Here is a 25224-nt window from a genome sequence, read left to right as displayed (position 1 = left end):
AGAAGTCCCTATAATGCGCATCCACTGACACGGCAACAGCGACACGCGGTTGTGGTGACAGCAAAAAGATTCAACGAAGCAGTCAGTAATGACTTGACTTCACAGCGGAAAAGCATAGTATATGCAGCCCGCGCCACCGATGAAGTGGCACTGCTCTTTAACAATATAATCAGACAATCTGTGTGGGCACTCACAAGACCGTATCTTAACGATATAAAAAGTCTTGAAGAGTGAACAACAGTAAAATTCATTACGAATGAACAGTTACTAATTCTTTGAGCATCGCTTCTCGAGTAGAAGCAAATCAAACAAATCTTAAATTGAAGAGTTTGATCATGGCTCAGATTGAACGCTGGCGGCAGGCCTAACACATGCAAGTCGAGCGGTAGCACAGGAGAGCTTGCTCTCTGGGTGACGAGCGGCGGACGGGTGAGTAATGTCTGGGAAACTGCCTGATGGAGGGGGATAACTACTGGAAACGGTAGCTAATACCGCATAACCTCGCAAGAGCAAAGAGGGGGACCTTCGGGCCTCTCGCCATCAGATGTGCCCAGATGGGATTAGCTAGTAGGTGAGGTAATGGCTCACCTAGGCGACGATCCCTAGCTGGTCTGAGAGGATGACCAGCCACACTGGAACTGAGACACGGTCCAGACTCCTACGGGAGGCAGCAGTGGGGAATATTGCACAATGGGCGCAAGCCTGATGCAGCCATGCCGCGTGTGTGAAGAAGGCCTTCGGGTTGTAAAGCACTTTCAGCGGGGAGGAAGGCGATAAGGTTAATAACCTTGTCGATTGACGTTACCCGCAGAAGAAGCACCGGCTAACTCCGTGCCAGCAGCCGCGGTAATACGGAGGGTGCAAGCGTTAATCGGAATGACTGGGCGTAAAGCGCACGCAGGCGGTCTGTTAAGTTGGATGTGAAATCCCCGGGCTTAACCTGGGAACTGCATTCAAAACTGACAGGCTAGAGTCTTGTAGAGGGGGGTAGAATTCCAGGTGTAGCGGTGAAATGCGTAGAGATCTGGAGGAATACCGGTGGCGAAGGCGGCCCCCTGGACAAAGACTGACGCTCAGGTGCGAAAGCGTGGGGAGCAAACAGGATTAGATACCCTGGTAGTCCACGCTGTAAACGATGTCGACTTGGAGGTTGTGCCCTTGAGGCGTGGCTTCCGGAGCTAACGCGTTAAGTCGACCGCCTGGGGAGTACGGCCGCAAGGTTAAAACTCAAATGAATTGACGGGGGCCCGCACAAGCGGTGGAGCATGTGGTTTAATTCGATGCAACGCGAAGAACCTTACCTACTCTTGACATCCACAGAATTCGGTAGAGATACCTTAGTGCCTTCGGGAACTGTGAGACAGGTGCTGCATGGCTGTCGTCAGCTCGTGTTGTGAAATGTTGGGTTAAGTCCCGCAACGAGCGCAACCCTTATCCTTTGTTGCCAGCGATTCGGTCGGGAACTCAAAGGAGACTGCCGGTGATAAACCGGAGGAAGGTGGGGATGACGTCAAGTCATCATGGCCCTTACGAGTAGGGCTACACACGTGCTACAATGGCGTATACAAAGAGAAGCGACCTCGCGAGAGTAAGCGGACCTCATAAAGTACGTCGTAGTCCGGATTGGAGTCTGCAACTCGACTCCATGAAGTCGGAATCGCTAGTAATCGTAGATCAGAATGCTACGGTGAATACGTTCCCGGGCCTTGTACACACCGCCCGTCACACCATGGGAGTGGGTTGCAAAAGAAGTAGGTAGCTTAACCTTCGGGAGGGCGCTTACCACTTTGTGATTCATGACTGGGGTGAAGTCGTAACAAGGTAACCGTAGGGGAACCTGCGGTTGGATCACCTCCTTACCAAAAAGATGTGTGTTAAGTGAAGTGCTCACACAGATTGTCTGATGAAAATACTGAGCAAGCGCACCTGTTGATGTCATGAGTGTAGACTCATGCTGACGCGAAAGTGCCGGGTTTATGATCCGGTACGGATTTTTCGTGTCCCCATCGTCTAGAGGCCTAGGACACTGCCCTTTCACGGCTGTAACAGGGGTTCGAATCCCCTTGGGGACGCCAATCCGATAATGAGTGAAAGACATTATCACGAATATCTTAAAGATGATTCTTCGGAGTCATGTTTACGATATTGCTCTTTAACAATCTGGAACAAGCTGAAAATTGAAACATGACAGCTGAACATGCATTGATACCTGCGGGTATGAATGGTGTATCAGTGTGTCAATGAGTCTCTCAAATAATCGCAGCACGACAGTGACTTTGATTTATCAAAGACACCTTCGGGTTGTGAGGTTAAGCGACTAAGCGTACACGGTGGATGCCTAGGCAGTCAGAGGCGATGAAGGGCGTGCTAATCTGCGATAAGCGTCGGTAAGCTGATATGAAGCGTTATACCCGACGATACCCGAATGGGGAAACCCAGTGTGTTTCGACACACTATCATTATGTGAATACATAGCGTAATGAGGCGAACCGGGGGAACTGAAACATCTCAGTACCCCGAGGAAAAGAAATCAACCGAGATTCCCCTAGTAGCGGCGAGCGAACGGGGAGGAGCCCAGAACCTGAATCAGTTTGTGTGTTAGTGGAAGCGTCTGGAAAGTCGCACAGTAAAGGGTGATAGTCCCGTACACAAAAATGCACAGATTGTGAGTTCGATGAGTAGGGCGGGACACGTGACATCCTGTCTGAATATGGGGGACCATCCTCCAAGGCTAAATACTCCTGACTGACCGATAGTGAACCAGTACCGTGAGGGAAAGGCGAAAAGAACCCCGGCGAGGGGAGTGAAATAGAACCTGAAACCGTGTACGTACAAGCAGTGGGAGCCTTGATTAATCAGGGTGACTGCGTACCTTTTGTATAATGGGTCAGCGACTTATATTCTGTAGCAAGGTTAACCGTATAGGGGAGCCGTAGGGAAACCGAGTCTTAACTGGGCGTTAAGTTGCAGGGTATAGACCCGAAACCCGGTGATCTAGCCATGGGCAGGTTGAAGGTTGGGTAACACTAACTGGAGGACCGAACCGACTAATGTTGAAAAATTAGCGGATGACTTGTGGCTGGGGGTGAAAGGCCAATCAAACCGGGAGATAGCTGGTTCTCCCGAAAGCTATTTAGGTAGCGCCTCGTGAATTCATCTTCGGGGTAGAGCACTGTTTCGGCTAGGGGGTCATCCCGACTTACCAACCCGATGCAAACTACGAATACCGAAGAATGTTATCACGGGAGACACACGGCGGGTGCTAACGTTCGTCGTGAAGAGGGAAACAACCCAGACCGCCAGCTAAGGTCCCAAAGTCATGGTTAAGTGGGAAACGATGTGGGAAGGCACAGACAGCCAGGATGTTGGCTTAGAAGCAGCCATCATTTAAAGAAAGCGTAATAGCTCACTGGTCGAGTCGGCCTGCGCGGAAGATGTAACGGGGCTAAACCATGCACCGAAGCTGCGGCAGCGACACTTAGGTGTTGTTGGGTAGGGGAGCGTTCTGTAAGCCGTCGAAGGTGGCCTGTGAGGGCTGCTGGAGGTATCAGAAGTGCGAATGCTGACATAAGTAACGATAATGCGGGTGAAAAACCCGCACGCCGGAAGACCAAGGGTTCCTGTCCAACGTTAATCGGGGCAGGGTGAGTCGACCCCTAAGGCGAGGCTGAAAAGCGTAGTCGATGGGAAACAGGTTAATATTCCTGTACTCGGTGTTACTGCGAAGGGGGGACGGAGAAAGCTAGGTTATCCGGGCGACGGTTGTCCCGGTTTAAGCGTGAAGGTGGATGACTTTGGTAAATCCGGGTCGTCATTAACACTGAGGCGTGATGACGAGTCACTACGGTGATGAAGTAACCAATGCTACGCTTCCAGGAAAAGCCTCTAAGCTCCAGGTAACATCAAATCGTACCCCAAACCGACACAGGTGGTCAGGTAGAGAATACTCAGGCGCTTGAGAGAACTCGGGTGAAGGAACTAGGCAAAATGGTGCCGTAACTTCGGGAGAAGGCACGCTGATGGTAGGTGAAGTGACTTGCTCACGGAGCTGAAATCAGTCGAAGATACCAGCTGGCTGCAACTGTTTAATAAAAACACAGCACTGTGCAAACACGAAAGTGGACGTATACGGTGTGACGCCTGCCCGGTGCCGGAAGGTTAATTGATGGGGTCAGCCGCAAGGCGAAGCTCTTGATCGAAGCCCCGGTAAACGGCGGCCGTAACTATAACGGTCCTAAGGTAGCGAAATTCCTTGTCGGGTAAGTTCCGACCTGCACGAATGGCGTAATGATGGCCAGGCTGTCTCCACCCGAGACTCAGTGAAATTGAACTCGCTGTGAAGATGCAGTGTACCCGCGGCAAGACGGAAAGACCCCGTGAACCTTTACTATAGCTTGACACTGAACCTTGAGCCTTGATGTGTAGGATAGGTGGGAGGCTTTGAAGCGTGGACGCCAGTCTGCGTGGAGCCAACCTTGAAATACCACCCTTTAATGTTTGATGTTCTAACGTGGGCCCGTGATCCGGGTTGCGGACAGTGTCTGGTGGGTAGTTTGACTGGGGCGGTCTCCTCCCAAAGCGTAACGGAGGAGCACGAAGGTTAGCTAATCCTGGTCGGACATCAGGAGGTTAGTGCAAAGGCATAAGCTAGCTTGACTGCGAGAGTGACAGCTCGAGCAGGTGCGAAAGCAGGTCTTAGTGATCCGGTGGTTCTGAATGGAAGGGCCATCGCTCAACGGATAAAAGGTACTCCGGGGATAACAGGCTGATACCGCCCAAGAGTTCATATCGACGGCGGTGTTTGGCACCTCGATGTCGGCTCATCACATCCTGGGGCTGAAGTAGGTCCCAAGGGTATGGCTGTTCGCCATTTAAAGTGGTACGCGAGCTGGGTTTAGAACGTCGTGAGACAGTTCGGTCCCTATCTGCCGTGGGCGTTGGAAGATTGAGAGGGGTTGCTCCTAGTACGAGAGGACCGGAGTGAACGCACCACTGGTGTTCGGGTTGTGATGCCAATTGCATTGCCCGGTAGCTAAGTGCGGAAGAGATAACCGCTGAAAGCATCTAAGCGGGAAACTTGCCTCGAGATGAGTCTTCCCTGGGCACTAGATGCCCCTGAAGGGCCGTTGAAGACGACGACGTAGATAGGCTGGGTGTGTAAGCGTAGCGATACGTTGAGCTAACCAGTACTAATGACCCGAGAGGCTTAACCTTACAACACCGAAGGTGTTTTGAGACGACTCAAAAAACAATACTCAGCTTGTTCAAAGATTGGTTCTGATGGTTGTGCGAGCGCGTAAGCAACGTATAACGGTTGGAATGAAACAGAATTTGCCTGGCGGCGATAGCGCGGTGGTCCCACCTGACCCCATGCCGAACTCAGAAGTGAAACGCCGTAGCGCCGATGGTAGTGTGGGGCTTCCCCATGTGAGAGTAGGGAACTGCCAGGCATCAAATTAAGCAGTAAGCCGGAGCGATCTGGTGGTTGTAGAGAAATTCGGTGGAGCGGTAGTTCAGTTGGTTAGAATACCTGCCTGTCACGCAGGGGGTCGCGGGTTCGAGCCCCGTCCGTTCCGCCACTTATTATGCAAAAAGCCCTAAGCTAACGCTTAGGGCTTTTTGCATATTTGAATATTAGAATTTTTTAGATGAATCCGTCTCTTCCTCTTCCTTCTCTTCTTCTTTGTTTTTGCCGATCATTTCATTTTTTTCCTATCCTATCCTATCGCCGAGCGTACATTGCAAGTCTGCGATAAAATTCTTATAACAAAAGAGTGCTCTTTTTTGATAGGGTATTTAGAGTATTGAAACTGATAGTGGATTAGGCGTGCGGAAAAGAACCTATGCAATGAGGTATGTTGCTGGCCAACCAGCTGAACGTATCTTTCCTCCCGGGGAAATGCATTATCCGGGGCAAGTGCTACCGACAGGCTCATTGTTGCTGGAGGGGGATGTTTTACGCGTAATGGTGTGGAATATTTTTAAGCAGCAACGAATGAACTGGCTTTCCGTGTTGCAAAATTTCGGTAAAGGTACCCAGCTAGTCCTGTTGCAGGAAGCGCAAAGTACGCCAGAGCTCATCCGTTTTGCAACCACCAACTATCTCTCAGCCGATCAGGTCCCCGCCATTATCCTCCCGCAACATCCATCCGGTGTAATGACGCTATCAGCAGCCCAGCCAGTATACTGTTGCCCTTTACGTGAAAGGGAGCCTTTACTGCGTTTGGCTAAGTCCTCTTTGGTAACGGTCTATGCGCTTCAGAATGGCCAGAGGCTGATGGTTATCAATATCCATGCGGTTAACTTTAGTTTTGGTGTTGAGGTTTATACCAAGCAGCTGGCTGCGATTGGAGAACAACTCGTACATCATCAGGGGCCAGCTATCATGGCTGGAGATTTCAATGCATGGAGCCAGCAGCGTATCAACGCACTTAATCGGTTTGCGGTAAGGATGGGGTTGCAGGAGGTACATTTCGTTGATGACCAACGGCGTAAGGCGTTTGGTCGACCGCTCGATTTCGTCTTTTACCGTGAGCTGACCGTTAACCAGTCTTCTGTATTGGTGACTCAGGCCTCAGACCATAACCCACTACTCGTTGAATTTAGCCTGAGTTAATCGCTATAAAAAAACAGCCCTCTACATCTGTAGGAGGGCTGTTTCTCATTACTGATTCTGATATGACGTTAAGAATCAGGTTTTATGTTGCTGCTAACATAAAGCGTCAGACGATCGCCTGGCTGGATGTTGGCATTCTTGTTGATAACCGTATTCCAGCGCATCACATCAGCAATATTTACGCCGTGGCGTTTAGCAATGCTTGCCAGCGAATCACCCTTCCGAACTTGATAGGTGATAGAGCTGCTATTGCCTGACGCTTTGGCAACTTGCAATGTTTGACCAACCTTGAGCGCACCAGCGCTACGCAGATTGTTCCAACTCTGCAAATCTTTCGTGCTGACATTAAGCCGTGCCGCGATGGCTGATAAGGTATCACCTGAGCGCACCTTATACTGCTGTGATGCTGGCGTTGGCTGTGTTTCCGCTAAGCGTGTCGGTTGAATCGCTGCGATGTCACCATCAGCCAGTGAATCTTTCAACTGCTCAACGTGAGCTTTAGGAACCATGATGTAATGTGGCCCATTTGGAGCGGTAACATTACGTTTATAGCCCGAGTTATAGCTCTTCAGCTTATTCAACGACAGTCCAGCCATCTCAGCCGCTTGTGTTAATTCTATCTGCTGACCCAGTTCAACCTTTGCTAATGCGCGGCTTTCATTGGGCTGCGGTAGACTTACGCCATACTTCTTGCTGTTTTTAAGAATATCGCTCAAGGCCAGCATTTTGGGGACATAGATTGACGTTTCACGCGGTAACGCCAGTGCCCAGAAGCTGGTTGATTTCCCTTTCGCTTTATTCGCCTTCATCGCCTGCATGACGCGGCCTTCACCACTGTTATATGCAGCAACGGTCAATAACCAGTCGCCATCAAACATTGTGTTAAGCCGTTGCATCATATCCAACGCAGCCGTTGTAGACGCGATCACATCGCGACGTCCGTCGTACCACTGGTTCTGTTTCAAACCATAATTACGTCCTGTGCCAGGGATAATCTGCCATAGCCCAGCGGCATTGGCGGATGATGTGGCACTTGGATCAAAAGCGCTCTCCACTATGGGTAGCAGTACCAGTTCCATCGGCATTTTACGTTGCTTAATCTGCTCGACTATCCAGTACATGTACGGCTCTGCCCGTAATGTTACATCGTGGAGATAGCTCTTATTCTTCAAATAACGCATTTTTTGTTCGCGGATCCGGGCGTTTTCCGGAACCTCCATCTTCAGCTCGTCGCCAATGAAGTTCCACAGATCTCGCTGCGTGAGGCTATCGTCATCTAGCCATCGCGCAGAGGCCTCTCGACCATCTGTGTACTTTCCTGCTTCACTTTGACTTGCCGAAGACAAACTCTGTGCATGCTGTTTGGGTTGCGAGGTGTCATGTGGTGAGACCTGACAACCCGCCAGCAAGACTGAGGCGATAATCATCGCTTTAGCCTTCATATGTTGGTCAATAGTTGCTTAAAAGACGAGCAAGGATACTTTGGTTAGAGGAATAGCACAACCTAAACCTTCAAAAGCAGTCTTTCTTGCTACGTAGCATCTCAAAAACTTGCCAATTCTCTATATTTTCAGGTTCTTTTGATAATTTCCTTTTTAAATCAATTTCATGGCAGCGAAGAAATAGGTTAATTTTCCTCTCCAGACCCAGCAATGTAGGCAAACTAGACTGTGATTTTTCTCGTATCTGACTGATTTTATGGAGATAAGATTCAATTTCTGGATCTTCAGGCCAAATAGTATTAGAAAATTTTAAGTTTGAGAGGGTATATTCATGAGCGCAACACACTACCGTATCATCAGGAAGCTTTGCTATTTTCTGAATTGATTCATGCAGTTGTCGCGGTGTGCCTTCAAAAATACGACCGCATCCCGCTGAAAATAGGGTGTCGCCACAGAACAAAAATGGCGCACTGTAGTAAGCAATATGACCAGATGTGTGTCCTGGTACCTCAATTACAGAAAATTCCGAATTTAACAAAGAGACGGTATTTCCTTCCTCTACCAGGTAGGTTGCGCCGCACTTTGCGGTTTCTTTTGGGCCAAAAACAGGCAGATTGGGGTAATGCTTGAGGAGTTCACTGACGCCTCCGACATGATCATTATGGTGGTGAGTGAGCAAAATTGCTTCGGGGAAAAGTGAGTGTTGATCGAGCGTATTCAGCACCGGAGTTGCCTCACCGGGATCGACGATCACACAGCGGTTTTCTTTATTGCTTAATAACCAAATGTAGTTGTCCTGAAGTGCAGGGATACTGATAAGATTCATTCATCACCTCTTTTTGCTAGTAGCCTGAGGACGAGAACAGAAGATGAAATCGGCACAAATCCCTCAGACCATTGTTGCACCTGATTCATGGGATGATATCACCTGTGGGCAATTTTATCGCGAGTCGCTTGAACAGGCCTTGCTGCCATGGTGGCCAAAACTCTTTGGTTTTCATCTTATCAAGGTAGGGGCGCTGAGCGCGGAAATCCACATAACAGAGTGCGCGATTTCGCATCAGGTTAATGTTGCTCCACACGGTGATAATCTTCAGGTTATTGCAGATGCTCATCAATTACCTTTCTCTGAAAAGTCGATCGATGCTTGCCTGCTCGCTCAAACGCTGTCTTATTCATCGGACCCTCATCGTATTCTGCGGGAGGTTGATCGCGTCTTGATCGACGATGGTTGGCTAATATTGAGCACGTTTAATCCGATCAGTCTGGTTGGCCTTGGCAAACTGATCCCCAAACTCAATAAGAAACACCCTTATTGCAGCCGTATGTTTACTCAAATGCGTATTACGGACTGGCTGGGGCTATTGAACTATGAGGTTATCCATCAGACCCATTTTCACGTTACGCCATGGCGAATAAACAAAGGGAAGTTGAATAAACATATCCCGATGCTGGGATGCCTGACGCTGATTATTGCCCGAAAGCGCACAATTCCACTGACATTTACCCCAATGAGAGCGAGGTTGCGTAAAGCATCAGTGCGCCGCACGGTGGGCGCAACAAAGATATATCGGAGATGAGGCGAAGGCCTACGGTGATTTACTCAGCCTGATAGCCGGTGTCTTCAAGCGTTGGTGCACTTGCGGCTGCGCGCGCGAGTTCATCACAGCGCTCGTTTTCCGGATGCCCGGCATGTCCTTTTACCCATTCCCAGCGTACAGAATGATGTTGAATCGCGGCATCCAGCTTTTGCCAGAGATCGACGTTTTTGACCGGTTTTTTATCGGCAGTTTTCCAACCACGCTTTTTCCAGTTATGAATCCAGCTGGTTATCCCCTGACGAACATATTGGCTGTCAGTGCAGAGCACCACATCGCACGCGGTAGTCAGCGTTTCAAGCGCTGCAATCGCAGCCATCAGCTCCATTCTGTTGTTCGTCGTAAGACGATAGCCCGCGCTTAACGCTTTTTCATGCTGTTTGTAGCGTAGCAGGGCGCCATAGCCGCCGGGGCCGGGATTACCGAGGCAAGATCCGTCGGTGAAAATTTCTACCTGTTTGCGCATCTCTGGTAGACTCTCCCTTATGGTAAAAACGGCAAGTCTGACATAAAACGAAAACGATGAGCACTGAAATTACGCGACAAATCGTCCTGGATACAGAAACCACCGGTATGAATAAGCTGGGGGTTCACTACGAAGGGCATAAAATTATCGAGATCGGTGCGGTCGAAGTGATTAACCGGCGCCTGACTGGTCGTCATTTTCATGTCTATATCAAACCCGATCGTTTAGTGGATCCAGAAGCCTATAACATACATGGTATCAGTGATGAGTTTCTGGCTGATAAACCGACGTATGCGGATGTCGTGGATGACTTCCTCGATTTTATCCGTGGCGCGGAATTAGTCATTCATAACGCGACGTTTGACATCGGCTTTATGGATTACGAATTCCGCTTGCTGAATCGGGATATACCCAAGACTGAGACGTTCTGTAAGATCACTGATAGCCTGTTTATGGCGCGGAAGATCTTTCCCGGCAAGCGTAACAGTTTGGATGCCCTCTGCGATCGCTACCTGATAGATAACAGCAAGCGTACGCTGCACGGCGCATTGCTCGATGCCGAGATTTTGGCAGAAGTTTATCTGGCGATGACTGGCGGTCAAACTTCTCTGACTTTTTCGATGGAAGGTGAAGCGCAGCAGAAGAGCGATAATACCGAAACGATCCAGAGAATCGTCCGTCCTCAATCGGCGTTAAAGGTGCTTTACGCTGATGAAACAGAGCTGCTGGCGCATGAACAACGTCTGGATTTAATTGCTAAAAAAGGCGGTAGTTGCCTGTGGCGGGCAGAATAGCACCGCCATAATATTCGCCCTTAGCGTAGCAAAATGGATAGGCTGATTACGTGATGGGCGAGAGAATAATCAGTAAGATGAAATTATAAGCAAACAGAAACGGTTAGTTATAAAAAGCATTGACGTAATACTGCCGCCATCTTAGTATTCAACCCGCTCAGTGAGCACGAGTGGAGCGGTAGTTCAGTTGGTTAGAATACCTGCCTGTCACGCAGGGGGTCGCGGGTTCGAGCCCCGTCCGTTCCGCCACTTATATGAAGGCCCTGAATCAGCAATGATTCAGGGCTTTTTCATTTTCTGGGTTGTAAAAAATGCTGTAAAAAGTGCGGTGGAAAAGAGCTGTAGAAAAAGGCGGCCACCCAGAGAGCGATGGCCGTTTTTTTAGAAGTCCCAATCTTCGTCTTCGGTGTTGACGGCTTTACCGATCACATAAGATGAACCGGAGCCAGAGAAGAAGTCGTGGTTCTCATCCGCGTTTGGCGATAGCGCCGAGAGAATCGCGGGATTCACATCCGTCATGCTGGCAGGGAACAGCGCTTCATAGCCCAGATTCATCAGCGCTTTGTTTGCGTTGTAGTGGAGGAATTTCTTCACGTCTTCCGTCCAACCGACGCCGTCATAGAGTTCCTGCGTATACAACACCTCATTGTCATACAAATCCTGTAGCAGATCGTAGGCGAAATTTTTCACCTGCTGCTGACGAGCGGAATCGACCTTCGCTAACCCGCGCTGGAATTTATAGCCAATATAGTAGCCGTGTACCGCTTCGTCGCGGATGATAAGCCGGATCAAATCCGCCGTGTTGGTCAGTTTGGCACGGCTTGACCAGTACATCGGCAGGTAAAACCCTGAGTAGAACAGGAACGACTCCAGAAACACGCTGGCGACTTTCTTCATCAGCGGATCGTCACTGCGATAGTGCGACAGAATAATGTCGGACTTTTTCTGTAGCGCCGTATTCTCTTCGCTCCAGCGATACGCATCATCGACTTCGCTGGTTAGACACAGCGTCGAGAAAATAGAGCTGTACGAACGAGCATGCACCGCTTCCATAAAGCTGATGTTAGACAGCACGGCTTCTTCATGTGGCGTCACCGCATCGGGCATGAGCGTCGGTGCACCCAGCGTATTTTGGATGGTATCTAACAGCGTCAGGCCAGTGAACACGCGGATCGTCAACTGACGCTCGCGGGCATTCAGCGTACTCCACGACGGAATATCGTTAGAGAGCGGCACCTTTTCCGGCAACCAGAAGTTAGACGTCAGCCGATTCCAGACTTCCAAATCTTTGTCGTCTTCAATTTTGTTCCAGTTAATCGCCTGGACGCGAGTGAGTGCGGTCATGCTTCGATTTCCTTCCGCGATGGCTTAGAGCGCACAGGACACACAACCCTGAACTTCGGTGCCTTCCAGCGCCATCTGCCGTATGCGAATGTAATAAATAGTCTTAATGCCTTTGGTCCAGGCGTAGATCTGCGCTTTATTGATGTCGCGTGTGGTAGCGGTATCGCGGAAGAACAGCGTCAGCGACAGCCCCTGATCGACGTGCTGCGTGGCAGCGGCATAGGTGTCGATAATCTTCTGCGGCCCGATTTCATAGGCATCCTGGTAATACTCCAGATTGTCATTGTTCATGTAAGGGGCAGGGTAGTAGACGCGACCAATCTTGCCCTCTTTACGAATTTCGATACGTGACACAATCGGGTGGATGCTGGACGTCGAGTGGTTGATATATGAAATCGAACCGGTCGGCGGAACTGCCTGCAGGTTCTGGTTGTAAATGCCGTGCGCAATAACGGATTCGCGCAGTGCCGCCCAGTCCTGCTGGGTGGGAATGTGGATGCTAGCCTGTTCAAACAGCTCACGTGCGCGTGCCGTTGTGGGTTCCCAGATTTGCTCGATGTACTTATCAAAATACTCGCCCGTGGCGTATGTTGAGAGTTCAAAGCCTGAGAAGCGCTGGTTCCGCTCTATCGCTAACGCATTCGATGCCCGAATTGCGTGGAAAGCGACGGTGTAGAAATAGATATTGGTGAAATCGACGGCTTCTTCTGTACCGTAAAAAATCCGCTCTTTCGCCAGATAGCCGTGCAGGTTCATCTGACCTAAACCAATTGCATGCGATTGGTCGTTGCCTTTTTCGATGGATGGCACGGAGCTGATGTGGCTCATATCGGAAACGGCGGTCAGCGCGCGGATCGCCATTTCAACCGTCTGGCCGAAATCGGGCGAGGCCATGGCGTTGGCGATATTCATCGAGCCGAGGTTACAGGAGATGTCTTTACCAATGTGGCTGTAGCCAAGATCGTCGTCGTACAGGCTGGCCTCGTTGACCTGCAAAATCTCAGAGCACAGGTTACTCATGTTGATGCGGCCATGAATCGGGTTCGCGCGGTTCACCGTATCCTCAAACATCATGTAGGGATAACCAGACTCGAACTGGATTTCGGCGAGGATCTGGAAGAATTCGCGCGCCTTGATTTGGGATTTACGGATGCGCTTGTCGTTTACCATCTCATGGTATTTTTCGGTGACGCTAATTTCTGATAGCGGCACGCCATAAACCTGCTCGACATCATAAGGCGAGAACAGGTACATCACCTGATTATTCTTCGCCAATTGGAATGTGATATCGGGGATGACCACGCCTAAAGACAGCGTCTTGATGCGGATTTTCTCATCGGCGTTTTCCCGCTTGGTATCCAGAAAACGCAGAATATCTGGGTGATGCGCATTGAGGTACACCGCCCCCGCGCCCTGACGCGCTCCAAGCTGGTTGGCGTAGGAGAACGCATCCTCCAGCATTTTCATGATAGGGATAATGCCGGACGACTGGTTTTCGATACGTTTGATCGGTGCACCGGTTTCGCGGATGTTGCTGAGCATGAAGGCCACGCCGCCGCCGCGTTTTGAGAGCTGAAGTGCGGAATTAATCGCTCGACCAATCGACTCCATATTGTCTTCAATGCGCAGCAGGAAGCAGGAGACCAGCTCACCGCGCTGCTTTTTACCGCAGTTGAGGAATGTGGGAGTGGCGGGCTGGAAGCGTCCGCTGATGATCTCATCGACCAGTGCACTAGCGAGTGCGGTATCCCCTTTGGCGAGAGTCAGCGCCACAAGGCAGACGCGATCTTCGTAGCGCTCCAGATAGCGTTTACCGTCAAAGGTTTTCAGCGTATAGCCAGTGTAGTATTTGAACGCACCCAGAAAGGTTTGAAAGCGGAACTTGTGAGCGTAAGCCTGCTGGAAAAGGCTTTTGATGAAATCAAAGTGATACTGATCCAGCACGTCCGCTTCGTAATAGCCTTCTTCCACCAGATAACGCAGTTTTTCTTCCAGATTGTGGAAGAACACGGTGTTCTGGTTCACATGCTGTAGGAAATAACGGCGTGCCGCGAGCTTATCCATCTCGAACTGGATATTCCCCTCTGCGTCGTAGAGGTTAAGCATCGCGTTAAGCGCATGGTAGTCGAGTGTATGGTAATCGAGCGAGTGGGCGTCCGCTTCGGCCTTGGTTGCCTTTGCACTCACGTGGTCTGTTGTTGCCAAAATTCAGTTACTCCCTTACGCACATTTGCAACGTCTTCTGCCGTGCCGAGCAATTCAAAGCGGTACAGGTAAGGCACCTGACATTTCTGCGCAATGATGTCGCCAGCGATGCAGTACGCTGCACCGAAATTAGTATTGCCTGCGGCAATCACGCCGCGCAGATAAGCGCGATTGTGTGGATCGTTGAGAAAGATGATGACCTGACGCGGCACAGCCCCTTTCGTGCTGCCTCCGCCGTAGCTGGGGACAACCAGAATATAGGGGCGATCAACTTTCAATGCAGGCTGTTCTGTCGCTATCGGGATTCTCAGGGCTGGCAGGCCAACCCTGGAAATGAAGCGATGCGTGTTTTCCGACTGGCTGGAGAAATAGACCAGCGGGTTCATATTGCCCCCCTTACTGCAATTGCAGGGCGGCGTTCAGAGTACTGATCTTATCCGGGCGGAAGCCGCTCCAATGATCGTCGGCCGTCATCACGACGGGTACCTGTTGATAGCCCAACGCTCTTACCTGCTGTAACGCCTGTTCATCTTCAGTTAAGTCCACCAGTTGATAGTTAATTCCTTGCTTGTCCAGCGCACGGCATGTGGCGTTGCATTGAACACAATCTGGCTTAGTGAAAATAGTAATACGCATGATTCGTATTTACCCTTTGGCGTGAAAGAAGTATGTCGGAGCGGCTATCTTCAGGGCATGTGCACCCGAACCGATCCACTGTGTAGCGACCCGTTACGCGAGCACCACACAAAGAATACTAGATGTAGGTGTTTTAAATTTCAACCACACAAGATATATGATTTTTAGTTGACCTTATACCAATTGACGCAAACCCAGATGCAGCAAGGCTGGGAGAGAATGCAAGCAGAAAATGCAGAAAGAAATAAATGTGACGCGCATCATTTTTGACGAAATAGTGTGCGAAAAAACTAAAAGGAAAGGAGAGGGCTGCTTTACCCGATCAGAATAGAACGGTAGTTCTGGTTGATGACAATGCCTGATAGATAGCCCCGAGTATCTCAGGATAAAGTCTATCGACAAACTTATTCTCCGAACGAAAACGGTAGTAACGGAATAGAAGAGTAAAGCGTCCGCGACAGGGATGTCGCGGCTCGAGCGTACAGGGAGGTATTCACAGCGTCTTTACGATCTATCCGTTATTACCGCTCTACGACTTTGTCAGCAATATCAGGCAGCATCGCTGCCTGAGGCCGTCAATTACAGGACGGGCAGGTTTCTGCCGTAATAAATTTCCTGCATTTCGTGATACAGCAGATCGGTGATTCTTTTCCGTTCGGCAGCGCTGAGCTCTTCAGGGCTGACGTTGAACAGATAGTGTTTCAGGTCGAAGTCTTTCAATAGCATCTTAGTATGGAAGATATTTTCCTGATACACGTTCACGTCCATCATGTGATAGAGCGCTTTCATATCCTCAGACATGAAGTTCTGAACCGAATTGATCTGATGATCGATGAAATGTTTTATGCCGTTGACATCACGGGTAAATCCCCGCACGCGATAGTCGATGGTCACAATATCGGATTCAAGCTGGTGGATGAGGTAGTTCAGCGCCTTCAGCGGCGAAATTACGCCACAGGTAGAGACTTCGATATCTGCGCGGAAGGTACAAAGCCCGCCTTCTGGATGGCTTTCTGGGTAGGTATGAACACAGATATGGCTTTTATCCAGATGCGCAACAACAGAATGAGGCAACGGCCCCGGATGTTCCGAGGTATCGACATCTCGTGGGTCGATGGGTTCTTCGCTGACCAGAATGGTCACGCTGGCACCTTGTGGATCGTAATCCTGACGCGCGATGTTAAGGACGTTGGCACCGATAATTGAGCAGGTTTCAGTGAGGATTTCTGTTAAACGGTTAGCGTTATATTGTTCGTCGATATAGGCGATATAGCCATCGCGATCGTCGGCCGTTTTGGTGTAACAGATATCGTAGATACAAAAACTCAGGCTTTTCGTCAGGTTGTTAAAGCCGTGTAGTTTCAGCTTGTGCAATTTAAGTCACCCCCTTGTGGTGGTGTGATTATCCTAAGTGATGGATTATTGCGCATTCTGTAGCGCGCTCAGCAGATACTGTGGCAGGGCAAAGCTGCCGATGTGAACATCAGGCGTGTAATAGCGACAGGCGATAGCGGATTGTGCAAAACGTTGGCGCAGCGTGGTGGCGTCTATCTGACGCAGCGCCGGGTTATTGCTGGCCCAGGCGAACGTCATAATGCCGCCGTAGTAAGTCGGGATCGCCGCCTGATAAAAGCTGACATCCTTGAAATAGTGGCTGAGTTTTTTATGGCTGCCGACGGCTTCATCCTGTTGCAGGAAGCACACGCCATTCTGCGCGACAAAAATCCCGCCTTCGTTCAGGCAACGGGCGCAGCCCTGATAGAAATCGGAGGTGAACAGGCTTTCGCCGGGGCCGATAGGGTCGGTGCAATCGGAAATAATGACGTCAAATCTTTCGCTGCACTGCCTGACGAAGTTAACGCCGTCATCAATCACCAGATTAAAACGCGGGTCGTCATAGCTACCGGCGCTGTGATTGGGCAGATACTGGCGACAAAATTCCACCACGCCTGCATCGATTTCTACCATCGTGATATGTTCGACGCCGCGGTGCCGGCTGACTTCCCGCAGCATACCGCCATCGCCGCCACCGATAATCAGTACGCGTTTGGCACTGCCGTGTGACAGAAGGGGAACGTGGGTGAGCATTTCGTGATAGATGAATTCATCGCGCTCGGTGGTTTGCACCACGCCGTCAAGCGCCATCACGCGACCTAATGCGTCGTTTTCAAAGATGATGAGATCTTGATGATCGGTCTTCTCATGATAGAGCACGCGATCAACCGAAAAGTACTGGCCAAAGTTGGCATGTAGGGTTTCATACCAAATTTCTTTCTGGGACATGTTAGGGCTTCCTCCGCGATAACAGCCATGAAAATTGGCGCGCCATCATAGCCGACTCTTTTACCGCTTGCACGGTCAAATTTCAGTCAGCGCGGAGGAGGGAGGAAACTATTGTGCGTAGGAGAGCAGACCCAGTGAATTACGTGCCAGAGACTGGCATTTCTTCGGCGTCGGGATAGCGATTTTACTCAGGTCGCGATAGCTGTCTTCACCCATCGCCGTCATATCGTAAGCGTTATAATTGCTGAGATCCCAGCGATTTTGCTGAGCAAAGGCGACCAGTGTCCGACGAATCTGTTCATTCGGTAGATCTTGATAGCCACAGTGATTTTTCAGATAAACAAAGATCGCGGTCAGATCGGCCAGATCTTCCGCTTCAAATTCATTCAGCGCCTTGCTGGCGGAAGAGAAGCTCATCAGGCTTAGCAGGAGCAGAGCCAGCGCAGAGTTTTTCATGGTTGAACCTGTTCCAAATGTTGTCAGATGACGTTATCACAGATATCCCATGCGGTTCCAAGTTTTCTTACGGGAAACATCTGATATCCCCGTCATTCTTCAAGCTGCATGTGCGTTGGCTTTCCTCGCTCACCCCAGTCACTTACTTATGTAAGCTCCTGGGGATTCGCTGTGTCGCCGCCTGCCTGCAACTCGAATTATTTAGGGGATTGCGATAAAAAATGAGTGGTGAAAAGGTGGAAAACCAATAATCGCAATCTATTGAAATAGTTGATTTTTATTTTAGTGACGGTCGGTGATGGAAATCGCCTCGAGTTAATCGCAGGATTAAAGCCCATTTATCGCTGTTTGATACGATGACGCCGCCGTCAGCCTCTGTTATTAATAACAGCGATCTCATCTAATACAGTTTTTATTCTATGATCTCCGGTGTCTGGCGCGTCAGTAGTTGGTTGTTGGCGGGACTGTTGCTGCTTCCTTTAGCAACGATTTTTTATCAGGCTTTTTTTGCCGATGGGATGGGATTTACCCAACTGTGGCAAATCGGGTTACCCACCTACCTGATACATTCTGCGGTCATCGTGATTGGCACGCTGTTCTTCAGTTTGCTGTTTGGGTTGCCTTCCGCCTGGTTTATCGCCATGTACCGTTTTCCCGGTCATCGCGTACTGCAATGGGCGCTTTGCCTGCCGCTTGCGATGCCCGCGTTCCTGCTCGCCTACCTTTATACCGATGTGTTACGGCATCTGTCCCGCTTGTTGCAGGAAGGCGGGCTGCAAATCGCCTCGTCGTGGAGTGAATCCCACGTTGCTGGGCTACCCGTTTCGCTGGGTTGCATAAGTTTGGTGCTGGCACTGGTGTTCTACCCCTATATTTACCTGTTGGTGCGAGAAGCGCTGGTGAAACAGCCCGCCAGCCTTATCCATTCGGCGCGTTTACTGAATCAGACGCGCACTCAGGTATTCCGCCGCTTATGTTTACCTATTGCTCTGCCTGCGATTGCCTGCGGTAGCGCGCTAGTGGTGGTCGAAACGCTGGGCGATTATGGCGCGGCGTCTTATCTTGATACCCCAACCATGACAACACAGGTGCTGGATATCTGGCAGAAGCAGGGTGATCTTGGTGCGGCAGCACGCCTTGGCGTGTTGATTTTGCCCGCGATCTTTCTCTTGATGTTTTTGGTTAATTTCTGGCGTCGGAAGCAGAAAATTTATCAAGCTCAAGCAAATGCTGCTCGGGTGGTTCCGCCTGTGTTGAACGGGTGGCGCAGCAAGGTGGTGCGCAGTTATTGCTGGGGAATCGTTTGTCTGTCGTTCATCTTGCCGGTGCTGTATCTACTCTTTCTGGCGATCCGGCACATGATGTCGGTGTGGGATATGGCGTTCCTCCACGCGGTGATGAATAGCCTGTTGGCGTCCGCCATCGCGACCGTTGTCATTACGTTAATGGCGCTGTCGTTTATTTTCTATACGCGCACGGCCGGGATATTTGCTAATCAGACGCCGGTTCGGCTCGTCAGCCTGAGTTTTGCCTTGCCCGGCGCGGTACTGGCTGTCGGACTGTTTACCTTGCTGTCGCTGGTGGACAGCGGAATTAATCTGTTTGCCATCGCCGCGGGGTTACCTCCAACGGAGGCTTTGCTGGCGGGATCGCTGTTTATTCTCATCCTCGCCTACAGCGTTAAATTTGGGCGTCTGATGCTGGACAGCCTTGAGCGCAGCATGGAAGGCATTCCGCGATCGCTGGACAGTGCGAGTCTTGTTCTGGGCGCTTCCCCCCTCAGCCGCTGGTCACGTGTGCATATCCCGCTGCTGCGCAGCAGCCTGTTCATTGGGGCGTTGTTGATTTTTACGGAAAGTATGAAAGAGCTGAATGTGTCGCTGCTGCTGCGTCCTTTCGGGGTTGATACGTTGGCAACGTATGTTTTCCGCTTTACGGCGAGTGAGCAAGTAGCGTCATTTGCCTTTCCTGCACTGGTGCTGGTGGCGGTAGGGTTAATCCCCGTTTTCTGGCTGAATCGCGCACTGAATATAAAAGGATAATGACATGGCCGCGTCGATAGATATTCTGAGCGTTCAGGCGGTAAGTTGTACGTTGCAGCAGTCTCCTGTGTTGGAGAACATCTCCTTTGCCGTACGCGACGATGAGACGATCTGCCTGTTGGGGCGAAACGGCTGTGGCAAAACGGCGCTATTACAGGTGATCGCGGGCCTGCTGCCGATTACTCAGGGCAAGGTTTTGCTGGAGGGTGAGCTCGTTAGCTCGCCGCAAGAGTACGTCCTGCCGGAACTGCGTCAGGTTGGCCTGATTTTTCAGGACTATGCGCTCTTTCCGCATCTGACGGTGGAAGGTAATATAGCGTTTGGTTTATATGGCCGCCCGGAAAGCGAGGTGAAGCCAATCTGTGCGGAGATGATGGCGCTCTTACAGCTGGATGATGTCGCTGCGCGTTACCCACATGAGCTGTCCAATGAACAGCAGCAGCGTTTGGCGATTGCCCGTGCGCTGGCCTGTGAGCCGAAAATTCTGTTGCTGGATGAACCCTTCCCTGGTCTGGACAGCCAGACTCGCTACCGCCTGATCACCGAATTACGGCAGGTTCTGAAGCAGCGTCATGTTGCGGCGGTTTTCGCTACGCACAGCCGAGAAGAGGCCTTTGCCTGCGCCGACCATCTGATTCTGCTGGATGAAGGGAAGATTATGCAGCAGGGTTATCCATCCGAGCTGTACCATCGACCGAATAGCCGCTTTGTCGCTGATTTTATGGGGAATACCAACTATTTACCTGTGAAAATTATGAGCGACCATCAATGGCAAAGCCCATTGGGCGATCATCAGGCGACACATCCGCTCAATCAGCCGATGGATTCACAATGCGACTGGATGGTACGTCCGGCAGACGTGGCGCTGGCGCTCGATCCCGATGGCCCGGCGTCGATCGAAGATAGGCTATTTATGGGCACATCAAATTTGTATCGGGTGAAGATGGGAGAGCTGATGCTGCTGGTGCAGACCGGCAACTGGTTTGAGCCAGGACAACAGGTGCGTTTAAGCATTAAGACGGATCCTCCGGTCTTGTATCCTGCTTTACCCGCCGTCAGCAGTCCGGCTGACGGCCCTGAAACGAAATGATTACGCCTCGTGCAGGTCTGCTGCTGGCATAAGCCAGGTGCTATTGTGCTTTTCAAACCCTAATTTCGGGTAGTAATCCACCGCCAGCGGCGCAGCCAGCAAAATAATTTTGCAGCCTTTTTCAAGCTGCTGAGCGGTTTGTTGAATCAGCTTCTTACCTATTCCCGCATGCTGACAGTCCTCTGACACCGCCAGATCGGACAGATAACAGCAAAAATGAAAATCCGTCACGCTGCGCGCGATCCCAACCAGCGTCTCCCCTTGCCACGCGGAAACCAGCAGGTTGGCGTGCTTAAGCATACCTGCAATTGCTGTCTCATCATCCAGCGGGCGGCGCGGCCCCAATGAGGTTTTCGCCAACAGCTCAATGAACTGCTGGCTGGAAAGCGGGGCATTCACTTTGTAGCAAACATCCACTGGTGGTGTACGCATGGTGTCTCCTTCATGGTGTGGTTTCTGATATACTTCGCGCGCTTGGGCATTGCCCGGGCTGATTAAAACGTCAGCATTGGCGCATCATCGATAATGATTCTGTCATTTTGTCGATGGTGCTGAATACCTTACTTCAAAGAGTTATCAGTATGATGAAACATACCGTGGAAGTCATGATTTCTGAGCAGGAAGTGATGGCGCGGGTTACCGAACTGGGGCAACAGATCAGCGAACACTACCGTGATAGCGGCAGCGATATGGTACTGGTGGGGCTATTGCGCGGATCGTTTATCTTTATGGCCGATTTATGCCGAGCGATCGATGTCCCTCACGAAGTGGATTTCATGACGGCATCCAGCTATGGCAGCGGTATGAACAGTACGCGCGATGTTAAGATCCTGAAAGATCTGGATGAGGATATTCGCGGCAAAGACGTATTGATCGTTGAAGATATTATCGATTCGGGCAATACGCTGAGCAGGGTGCGGGAAATTCTGCAACTGCGTGAGCCGAAATCACTGGCTATCTGTACGCTGCTGGATAAACCAGAGCGCCGTGAAGTGGCGGTGAAAGTCGAGTGGGTTGGATTCTCGATCCCTGATGAGTTTGTGGTGGGTTACGGCATCGACTATGCCCAGCACTATCGCCATTTACCTTACGTCGGGAAGGTTGTTCCGCAGGAATAGCGTACCAGATAAGGCCGATGCCGTGAGCGACGCCCAGCGAGTGGGCGTCAGGCAGCGAATCAAGACAGGGTAGAAATCGCGCGGCGATAACGCTGTTCCAGCGTCTCCCGATTGGTCGCAGTCACTTCCAGATCGCGCAGACGGCCATCCTGAATACCGTAAACCCAACCGTGGATCGTAACCTTCTGCCCACGCTTCCAGGCGGACTGCATGATGGTGGAGTGGCCGAGGTTATAAACCTGCTCGACAACGTTGATTTCACAGAGCGTATTCAGCCGCTGTTCGGGAGGCAATTCCCCCAGCAGCGAACTATGCTTGTACCACAAATCACGGATATGCAGCAGCCAGTTGTTAATCAAACCCAATTCTGGGTTTTCCACCGCAGCCTGAACACCGCCGCAGCCGTAGTGGCCGCAGATAATGACATGTTCGACTTCGAGAACTTCGACGGCATATTGCACGACAGACAGGCAATTGAGGTCGGTGTGAATAACCAGATTGGCGACGTTGCGGTGAACAAACAGTTCACCAGGCTCAAGGCTGGTCAGACTTTCCGCAGGTACGCGACTGTCCGAGCATCCAATCCATAGAAAACGGGGACGTTGTGCCTGCGCCAGACGTTCAAAATAGCCAGGATCCTCTTCCACCATCGTTTTAGACCAAAGCTGGTTGTTCGCGATGAGCGTTTCAATTTCTTTCATGAAAGTAAATGACCTGTAACAAACAAGGGGCAGTGAGGAGTAATATAAGGCAACATGCGTCGTTTGAAAAACGATAGTTTATCTCCGTCATACTTCAAATCTGTAGAATTCACTGATAATAAGGCAATCCATTTCTTATGACATATGCACTGGAACTGGCGCAACTAACCAAAACCTATTCGGGAGGCGTCCAAGCGCTACGGGGGATCGACCTGAACGTGGAAGCGGGGGATTTCTATGCGCTTCTGGGGCCAAATGGCGCGGGAAAATCGACCACGATAGGGATTATCAGCTCGCTGGTGAATAAAACGGCCGGTAAAGTTCGCGTCTTCGGCTATGACCTTGAGCTGGACAAAGTGAATGCGAAACGCCAACTGGGGTTGGTCCCGCAGGAATTTAACTTCAATCCCTTTGAAACGGTATTACAGATTGTGGTTAATCAGGCCGGCTATTATGGCGTGAAACGTCAGGATGCGTTGCAGCGTGCCGAAAAATACCTGAAACAGCTCGATCTGTGGGGGAAACGCAACGAAAAAGCGATGATGCTGTCCGGTGGGATGAAGCGTCGCCTGATGATTGCGCGTGCGTTAATGCACGAGCCTAAGCTGCTGATTCTTGATGAACCGACCGCCGGTGTGGATATCGAATTACGTCGTTCCATGTGGGGCTTTTTGAAGGAGCTGAACGCGCAGGGCACCACGATTATCCTGACGACGCACTATCTGGAAGAAGCGGAAATGCTGTGCCGCAACATCGGGATCATTCAGCGGGGTGAGCTGGTGGAGAACACCTCGATGAAGCAACTGCTTGCTCAGCTGAAGTCCGAAACGTTTATTTTTGATCTGCCGGCGAAAAGCCCGCTGCCACAGCTTGAAGGCTATGCGTTCCGCCTGACGGATACGTCAACGCTGGAAGTGGATGTGATGCGCGAGCAAGGTCTGAACGCGTTATTCAGCCAGCTAAGCGCGCAGGGGATAACGATATTAAGTATGCGTAATAAAGCGAACCGGTTGGAAGAGCTGTTTGTCACCTTGGTTAATGGGGACGGGGCGAACGGTAAGGGAGAAAAGGCATGATGCATTTGTATTGGGTAGCACTACAGAGTATCTGGGTGAAAGAAGTCACCCGATTTGGGCGTATCTGGATTCAGACGCTGGTGCCGCCAGTGATCACCATGACGCTGTACTTTATTATTTTCGGCAACCTGATCGGCTCACGTATTGGTGACATGCATGGTTTCACCTACATGCAGTTTATCGTTCCGGGCCTGATCATGATGGCAGTCATTACCAACGCTTATGCCAACGTGGCCTCTTCCTTTTTCAGCGCCAAATTTCAACGCAATATTGAAGAGCTGCTGGTCGCGCCGGTGCCAACTCACGTGATCATCGCGGGTTATATTGGCGGCGGGATCGCGCGTGGCGTATGTGTCGGGGTATTGGTGACCGCGGTATCGCTGTTCTTTGTCCCGCTGCATGTTCATGCCTGGTGGATCATTGTTCTGACGCTCTTGCTGACGGCGACGTTGTTCTCGCTGGCGGGGTTATTGAATGCGGTCTTTGCGAAAACTTTTGATGATATCAGCCTGATTCCGACGTTTGTGTTAACGCCGCTGACCTATCTGGGTGGGGTGTTTTACTCACTGACGCTGCTGCCGCCGTTCTGGCAGGCCGTTTCCAAGCTGAATCCAGTGGTGTATATGATCAGCGGTTTCCGCTACGGCTTCCTTGGCATTCAGGATGTACCGTTGCTGTTCACCATGTCGGTGCTGATTGCCTTTATCGTGGTGTTTTATCTGCTGGTCTGGTGGCTGATTGAGCGCGGACGCGGGCTGCGGACGTAGTGTGTCAATTCTGTAAATGAGAAGGCGGTGGTAACACCGTATTAGCTTTTTGCAGACTGATTTAAGAAGTGAAAACGGTAGTAATGGAATAGAAGAGTAAAGCGTCCGCGCCAGGGATGGCGCGGCTCGAGCTTACAAGGACGTACTTGCAGCGTCTTTACGATCTATCCATTACTACCGCTCGATTCCGTCAGAAACTTGGCGATTAGGCAACCTGAACCGGAATCGCTTTTGCCTGACGTTGCAGCTCGTTATCGCCAGAGAAATAGGCAACCTTCGGGCTGTGGCTTCTGGCCTGCTCGTCGGACATCTGCACATAGGAGCAGATAATCAGTTTGTCACCCACGCTGGCACGGCGAGCGGCAGCACCGTTCACAGAGATAATGCGTGAGCCTCTTTCGCCCGAAATGGCGTAGGTAGAGAAACGCTGACCGTTATCAACGTTGTAGATATCAATCGCTTCGTATTCCAGAATGCCTGCGGCATCCATAAAATCCTGATCGATGGCGCAAGAGCCTTCATAATGCAAGTCAGCCTGAGTTACTTTGACCCGGTGCAGCTTGCCTTGCAGCATGGTACGTATCATCGCT

The 25224-nt window shown here is 50.8% G+C and carries 20 protein-coding genes, 3 tRNA genes, 3 rRNA genes and 1 pseudogene; 14 read left to right on the top strand and 13 right to left on the bottom strand.

Going from position 1 to position 25224, the window contains the following annotated elements:
- The first annotated feature begins 317 nt into the window (after window positions 1-317).
- From BJJ97_RS21455 to BJJ97_RS21430, 6 genes are all read left to right on the top strand, one after another.
- Window positions 318-1859, top strand: a 16S ribosomal RNA gene (locus tag BJJ97_RS21455).
- Between the two features lie 140 nt (window positions 1860-1999).
- Window positions 2000-2075, top strand: a tRNA-Glu gene (locus tag BJJ97_RS21450).
- Window positions 2076-2307: 232 nt separating this feature from the next.
- A 23S ribosomal RNA gene (locus tag BJJ97_RS21445) occupies window positions 2308-5214 on the top strand.
- A 120-nt stretch (window positions 5215-5334) separates the two neighbouring features.
- A 5S ribosomal RNA gene (rrf, locus tag BJJ97_RS21440) occupies window positions 5335-5450 on the top strand.
- Together the 16S, 23S and 5S rRNA genes with 2 tRNA genes alongside form the textbook arrangement of a ribosomal RNA operon.
- Before the next feature lie 52 nt (window positions 5451-5502).
- Window positions 5503-5579 (top strand) — tRNA-Asp (locus BJJ97_RS21435).
- 248 nt (window positions 5580-5827) lie between these two features.
- Window positions 5828-6616, top strand: coding sequence for an endonuclease/exonuclease/phosphatase family protein (locus tag BJJ97_RS21430; protein ID WP_095995264.1), 789 nt, complete (start codon window positions 5828-5830; stop codon window positions 6614-6616).
- 68 nt (window positions 6617-6684) lie between these two features.
- Here the strand turns inward: BJJ97_RS21430 and mltD are convergent, their stop codons facing one another.
- Window positions 6685-8058: a murein transglycosylase D gene (mltD, locus tag BJJ97_RS21425; protein ID WP_095995263.1), complete on the bottom strand. Its 1374-nt coding sequence runs from the start codon at window positions 8056-8058 to the stop codon at window positions 6685-6687.
- A gap of 70 nt (window positions 8059-8128) precedes the next feature.
- On the bottom strand, window positions 8129-8884 hold the full coding sequence (gene gloB, locus BJJ97_RS21420; protein ID WP_095995262.1) for a hydroxyacylglutathione hydrolase: 756 nt from the start codon (window positions 8882-8884) through the stop codon (window positions 8129-8131).
- Between the two features lie 43 nt (window positions 8885-8927).
- On the opposite strand from gloB, the gene BJJ97_RS21415 reads away from it, so the two are divergent.
- Window positions 8928-9638: a class I SAM-dependent methyltransferase gene (locus BJJ97_RS21415; protein ID WP_095995261.1), complete on the top strand. Its 711-nt coding sequence runs from the start codon at window positions 8928-8930 to the stop codon at window positions 9636-9638.
- A 19-nt stretch (window positions 9639-9657) separates the two neighbouring features.
- On the opposite strand, the pseudogene rnhA reads toward BJJ97_RS21415, so the two are convergent.
- A pseudogene (gene rnhA, locus BJJ97_RS21410) lies at window positions 9658-10225 on the bottom strand (ribonuclease HI).
- On the opposite strand from rnhA, the gene dnaQ reads away from it, so the two are divergent.
- Complete coding sequence (gene dnaQ / locus BJJ97_RS21405; protein WP_039486522.1) at window positions 10179-10916, top strand: DNA polymerase III subunit epsilon; 738 nt, start codon at window positions 10179-10181, stop codon at window positions 10914-10916. The pseudogene rnhA and the gene dnaQ sit on opposite strands and share 47 nt — an antisense overlap.
- Window positions 10917-11088: 172 nt before the next feature.
- A tRNA-Asp gene (locus BJJ97_RS21400) sits at window positions 11089-11165 on the top strand.
- 132 nt (window positions 11166-11297) lie between these two features.
- Here the strand turns inward: BJJ97_RS21400 and nrdF are convergent.
- The 7 genes from nrdF to BJJ97_RS21365 all read right to left on the bottom strand — a co-directional run bounded on the left by nrdF (window position 11298) and on the right by BJJ97_RS21365 (window position 17840).
- On the bottom strand, window positions 11298-12260 hold the full coding sequence (nrdF, locus tag BJJ97_RS21395; protein WP_014916297.1) for a class 1b ribonucleoside-diphosphate reductase subunit beta: 963 nt from the start codon (window positions 12258-12260) through the stop codon (window positions 11298-11300).
- 24 nt (window positions 12261-12284) lie between these two features.
- A complete protein-coding gene (gene nrdE / locus BJJ97_RS21390) occupies window positions 12285-14366 on the bottom strand; it encodes a class 1b ribonucleoside-diphosphate reductase subunit alpha (RefSeq protein ID WP_230243150.1) in 2082 nt (693 codons plus the stop codon).
- 77 nt (window positions 14367-14443) lie between these two features.
- Window positions 14444-14851, bottom strand: a complete 408-nt coding sequence (nrdI, locus tag BJJ97_RS21385; protein WP_010280810.1) for a class Ib ribonucleoside-diphosphate reductase assembly flavoprotein NrdI — start codon at window positions 14849-14851, stop codon at window positions 14444-14446.
- A gap of 10 nt (window positions 14852-14861) precedes the next feature.
- A complete protein-coding gene (nrdH, locus tag BJJ97_RS21380) occupies window positions 14862-15101 on the bottom strand; it encodes a glutaredoxin-like protein NrdH (protein ID WP_014916295.1) in 240 nt (79 codons plus the stop codon).
- A gap of 579 nt (window positions 15102-15680) precedes the next feature.
- Window positions 15681-16475 (bottom strand): adenosylmethionine decarboxylase, encoded by a 795-nt coding sequence (speD, locus tag BJJ97_RS21375; protein ID WP_095700314.1) that lies wholly within the window; start codon window positions 16473-16475, stop codon window positions 15681-15683.
- A gap of 45 nt (window positions 16476-16520) precedes the next feature.
- The gene (gene speE / locus BJJ97_RS21370; RefSeq protein ID WP_095995259.1) at window positions 16521-17384 is read right to left on the bottom strand and encodes a polyamine aminopropyltransferase; all 864 of its coding nucleotides are present in this window, start codon (window positions 17382-17384) and stop codon (window positions 16521-16523) included.
- Window positions 17385-17492: 108 nt separating this feature from the next.
- The gene (locus tag BJJ97_RS21365) at window positions 17493-17840 is read right to left on the bottom strand and encodes a YacC family pilotin-like protein (RefSeq protein WP_011094845.1); all 348 of its coding nucleotides are present in this window, start codon (window positions 17838-17840) and stop codon (window positions 17493-17495) included.
- Between the two features lie 419 nt (window positions 17841-18259).
- Here BJJ97_RS21365 and BJJ97_RS21355 point away from each other — a divergent pair, with 419 nt between their 5' ends.
- Window positions 18260-19882 carry an ABC transporter permease gene (locus BJJ97_RS21355; RefSeq protein WP_095995258.1) on the top strand — a complete coding sequence of 541 codons (1623 nt, stop codon included), beginning with the start codon at window positions 18260-18262 and terminating at the stop codon, window positions 19880-19882.
- 4 nt (window positions 19883-19886) lie between these two features.
- Window positions 19887-20972, top strand: coding sequence for an ABC transporter ATP-binding protein (locus tag BJJ97_RS21350; protein WP_095995257.1), 1086 nt, complete (start codon window positions 19887-19889; stop codon window positions 20970-20972).
- On the opposite strand, the gene BJJ97_RS21345 is transcribed toward BJJ97_RS21350, so the two are convergent.
- Window positions 20973-21404 carry a GNAT family N-acetyltransferase gene (locus BJJ97_RS21345; RefSeq protein ID WP_095995256.1) on the bottom strand — a complete coding sequence of 144 codons (432 nt, stop codon included), beginning with the start codon at window positions 21402-21404 and terminating at the stop codon, window positions 20973-20975.
- Window positions 21405-21556: 152 nt separating this feature from the next.
- Here BJJ97_RS21345 and hpt point away from each other — a divergent pair, with 152 nt between their 5' ends.
- Complete coding sequence (gene hpt, locus BJJ97_RS21340) at window positions 21557-22090, top strand: hypoxanthine phosphoribosyltransferase (RefSeq protein WP_011094841.1); 534 nt, start codon at window positions 21557-21559, stop codon at window positions 22088-22090.
- A 59-nt stretch (window positions 22091-22149) separates the two neighbouring features.
- On the opposite strand, the gene can is transcribed toward hpt, so the two are convergent.
- Window positions 22150-22791: a carbonate dehydratase gene (gene can, locus BJJ97_RS21335; RefSeq protein ID WP_039486548.1), complete on the bottom strand. Its 642-nt coding sequence runs from the start codon at window positions 22789-22791 to the stop codon at window positions 22150-22152.
- A gap of 137 nt (window positions 22792-22928) precedes the next feature.
- Between can and BJJ97_RS21330 the strand changes: the two genes are divergently transcribed.
- The gene (locus tag BJJ97_RS21330) at window positions 22929-23867 is read left to right on the top strand and encodes an ABC transporter ATP-binding protein (RefSeq protein ID WP_095700308.1); all 939 of its coding nucleotides are present in this window, start codon (window positions 22929-22931) and stop codon (window positions 23865-23867) included.
- Window positions 23864-24634 (top strand): ABC transporter permease, encoded by a 771-nt coding sequence (locus BJJ97_RS21325; protein WP_039486554.1) that lies wholly within the window; start codon window positions 23864-23866, stop codon window positions 24632-24634. Before BJJ97_RS21330 ends, BJJ97_RS21325 begins: the two co-directional genes overlap by 4 nt.
- A gap of 205 nt (window positions 24635-24839) precedes the next feature.
- Here BJJ97_RS21325 and panD read toward each other — a convergent pair whose 3' ends face one another.
- Entirely contained in the window at window positions 24840-25220 is a 381-nt protein-coding gene (panD, locus tag BJJ97_RS21320) for an aspartate 1-decarboxylase (protein ID WP_039486661.1), read from the bottom strand.
- Window positions 25221-25224: the final 4 nt, after the last annotated feature.

The sequence above is a fragment of the Pectobacterium polaris genome, from assembly GCF_002307355.1.
GTDB classification, from domain to species: Bacteria; Pseudomonadota; Gammaproteobacteria; order Enterobacterales; family Enterobacteriaceae; genus Pectobacterium; species Pectobacterium polare.
This window is presented reverse-complemented; position numbering and strand designations above follow the sequence as displayed.

What these genes read in the sequence shown, in the direction of transcription:
- can (WP_039486548.1), bottom strand. Translation starts at nt 22,791, where the DNA reads ATGAAAGAAATTGAAACGCTCATCGCGAACAACCAGCTTTGGTCTAAA.
- BJJ97_RS21355 (WP_095995258.1), top strand. Translation starts at nt 18,260, where the DNA reads ATGATCTCCGGTGTCTGGCGCGTCAGTAGTTGGTTGTTGGCGGGACTG.
- nrdF (WP_014916297.1), bottom strand. Translation starts at nt 12,260, where the DNA reads ATGACCGCACTCACTCGCGTCCAGGCGATTAACTGGAACAAAATTGAA.
- BJJ97_RS21330 (WP_095700308.1), top strand. Translation starts at nt 22,929, where the DNA reads ATGACATATGCACTGGAACTGGCGCAACTAACCAAAACCTATTCGGGA.
- nrdE (WP_230243150.1), bottom strand. Translation starts at nt 14,366, where the DNA reads ATGCTTAACCTCTACGACGCAGAGGGGAATATCCAGTTCGAGATGGAT.
- nrdH (WP_014916295.1), bottom strand. Translation starts at nt 15,101, where the DNA reads ATGCGTATTACTATTTTCACTAAGCCAGATTGTGTTCAATGCAACGCC.
- panD (WP_039486661.1), bottom strand. Translation starts at nt 25,220, where the DNA reads ATGATACGTACCATGCTGCAAGGCAAGCTGCACCGGGTCAAAGTAACT.
- gloB (WP_095995262.1), bottom strand. Translation starts at nt 8,884, where the DNA reads ATGAATCTTATCAGTATCCCTGCACTTCAGGACAACTACATTTGGTTA.
- nrdI (WP_010280810.1), bottom strand. Translation starts at nt 14,851, where the DNA reads ATGAACCCGCTGGTCTATTTCTCCAGCCAGTCGGAAAACACGCATCGC.
- BJJ97_RS21415 (WP_095995261.1), top strand. Translation starts at nt 8,928, where the DNA reads ATGAAATCGGCACAAATCCCTCAGACCATTGTTGCACCTGATTCATGG.
- speE (WP_095995259.1), bottom strand. Translation starts at nt 17,384, where the DNA reads ATGTCCCAGAAAGAAATTTGGTATGAAACCCTACATGCCAACTTTGGC.
- hpt (WP_011094841.1), top strand. Translation starts at nt 21,557, where the DNA reads ATGAAACATACCGTGGAAGTCATGATTTCTGAGCAGGAAGTGATGGCG.
- BJJ97_RS21365 (WP_011094845.1), bottom strand. Translation starts at nt 17,840, where the DNA reads ATGAAAAACTCTGCGCTGGCTCTGCTCCTGCTAAGCCTGATGAGCTTC.
- dnaQ (WP_039486522.1), top strand. Translation starts at nt 10,179, where the DNA reads ATGAGCACTGAAATTACGCGACAAATCGTCCTGGATACAGAAACCACC.
- BJJ97_RS21325 (WP_039486554.1), top strand. Translation starts at nt 23,864, where the DNA reads ATGATGCATTTGTATTGGGTAGCACTACAGAGTATCTGGGTGAAAGAA.
- BJJ97_RS21350 (WP_095995257.1), top strand. Translation starts at nt 19,887, where the DNA reads ATGGCCGCGTCGATAGATATTCTGAGCGTTCAGGCGGTAAGTTGTACG.
- mltD (WP_095995263.1), bottom strand. Translation starts at nt 8,058, where the DNA reads ATGAAGGCTAAAGCGATGATTATCGCCTCAGTCTTGCTGGCGGGTTGT.
- BJJ97_RS21345 (WP_095995256.1), bottom strand. Translation starts at nt 21,404, where the DNA reads ATGCGTACACCACCAGTGGATGTTTGCTACAAAGTGAATGCCCCGCTT.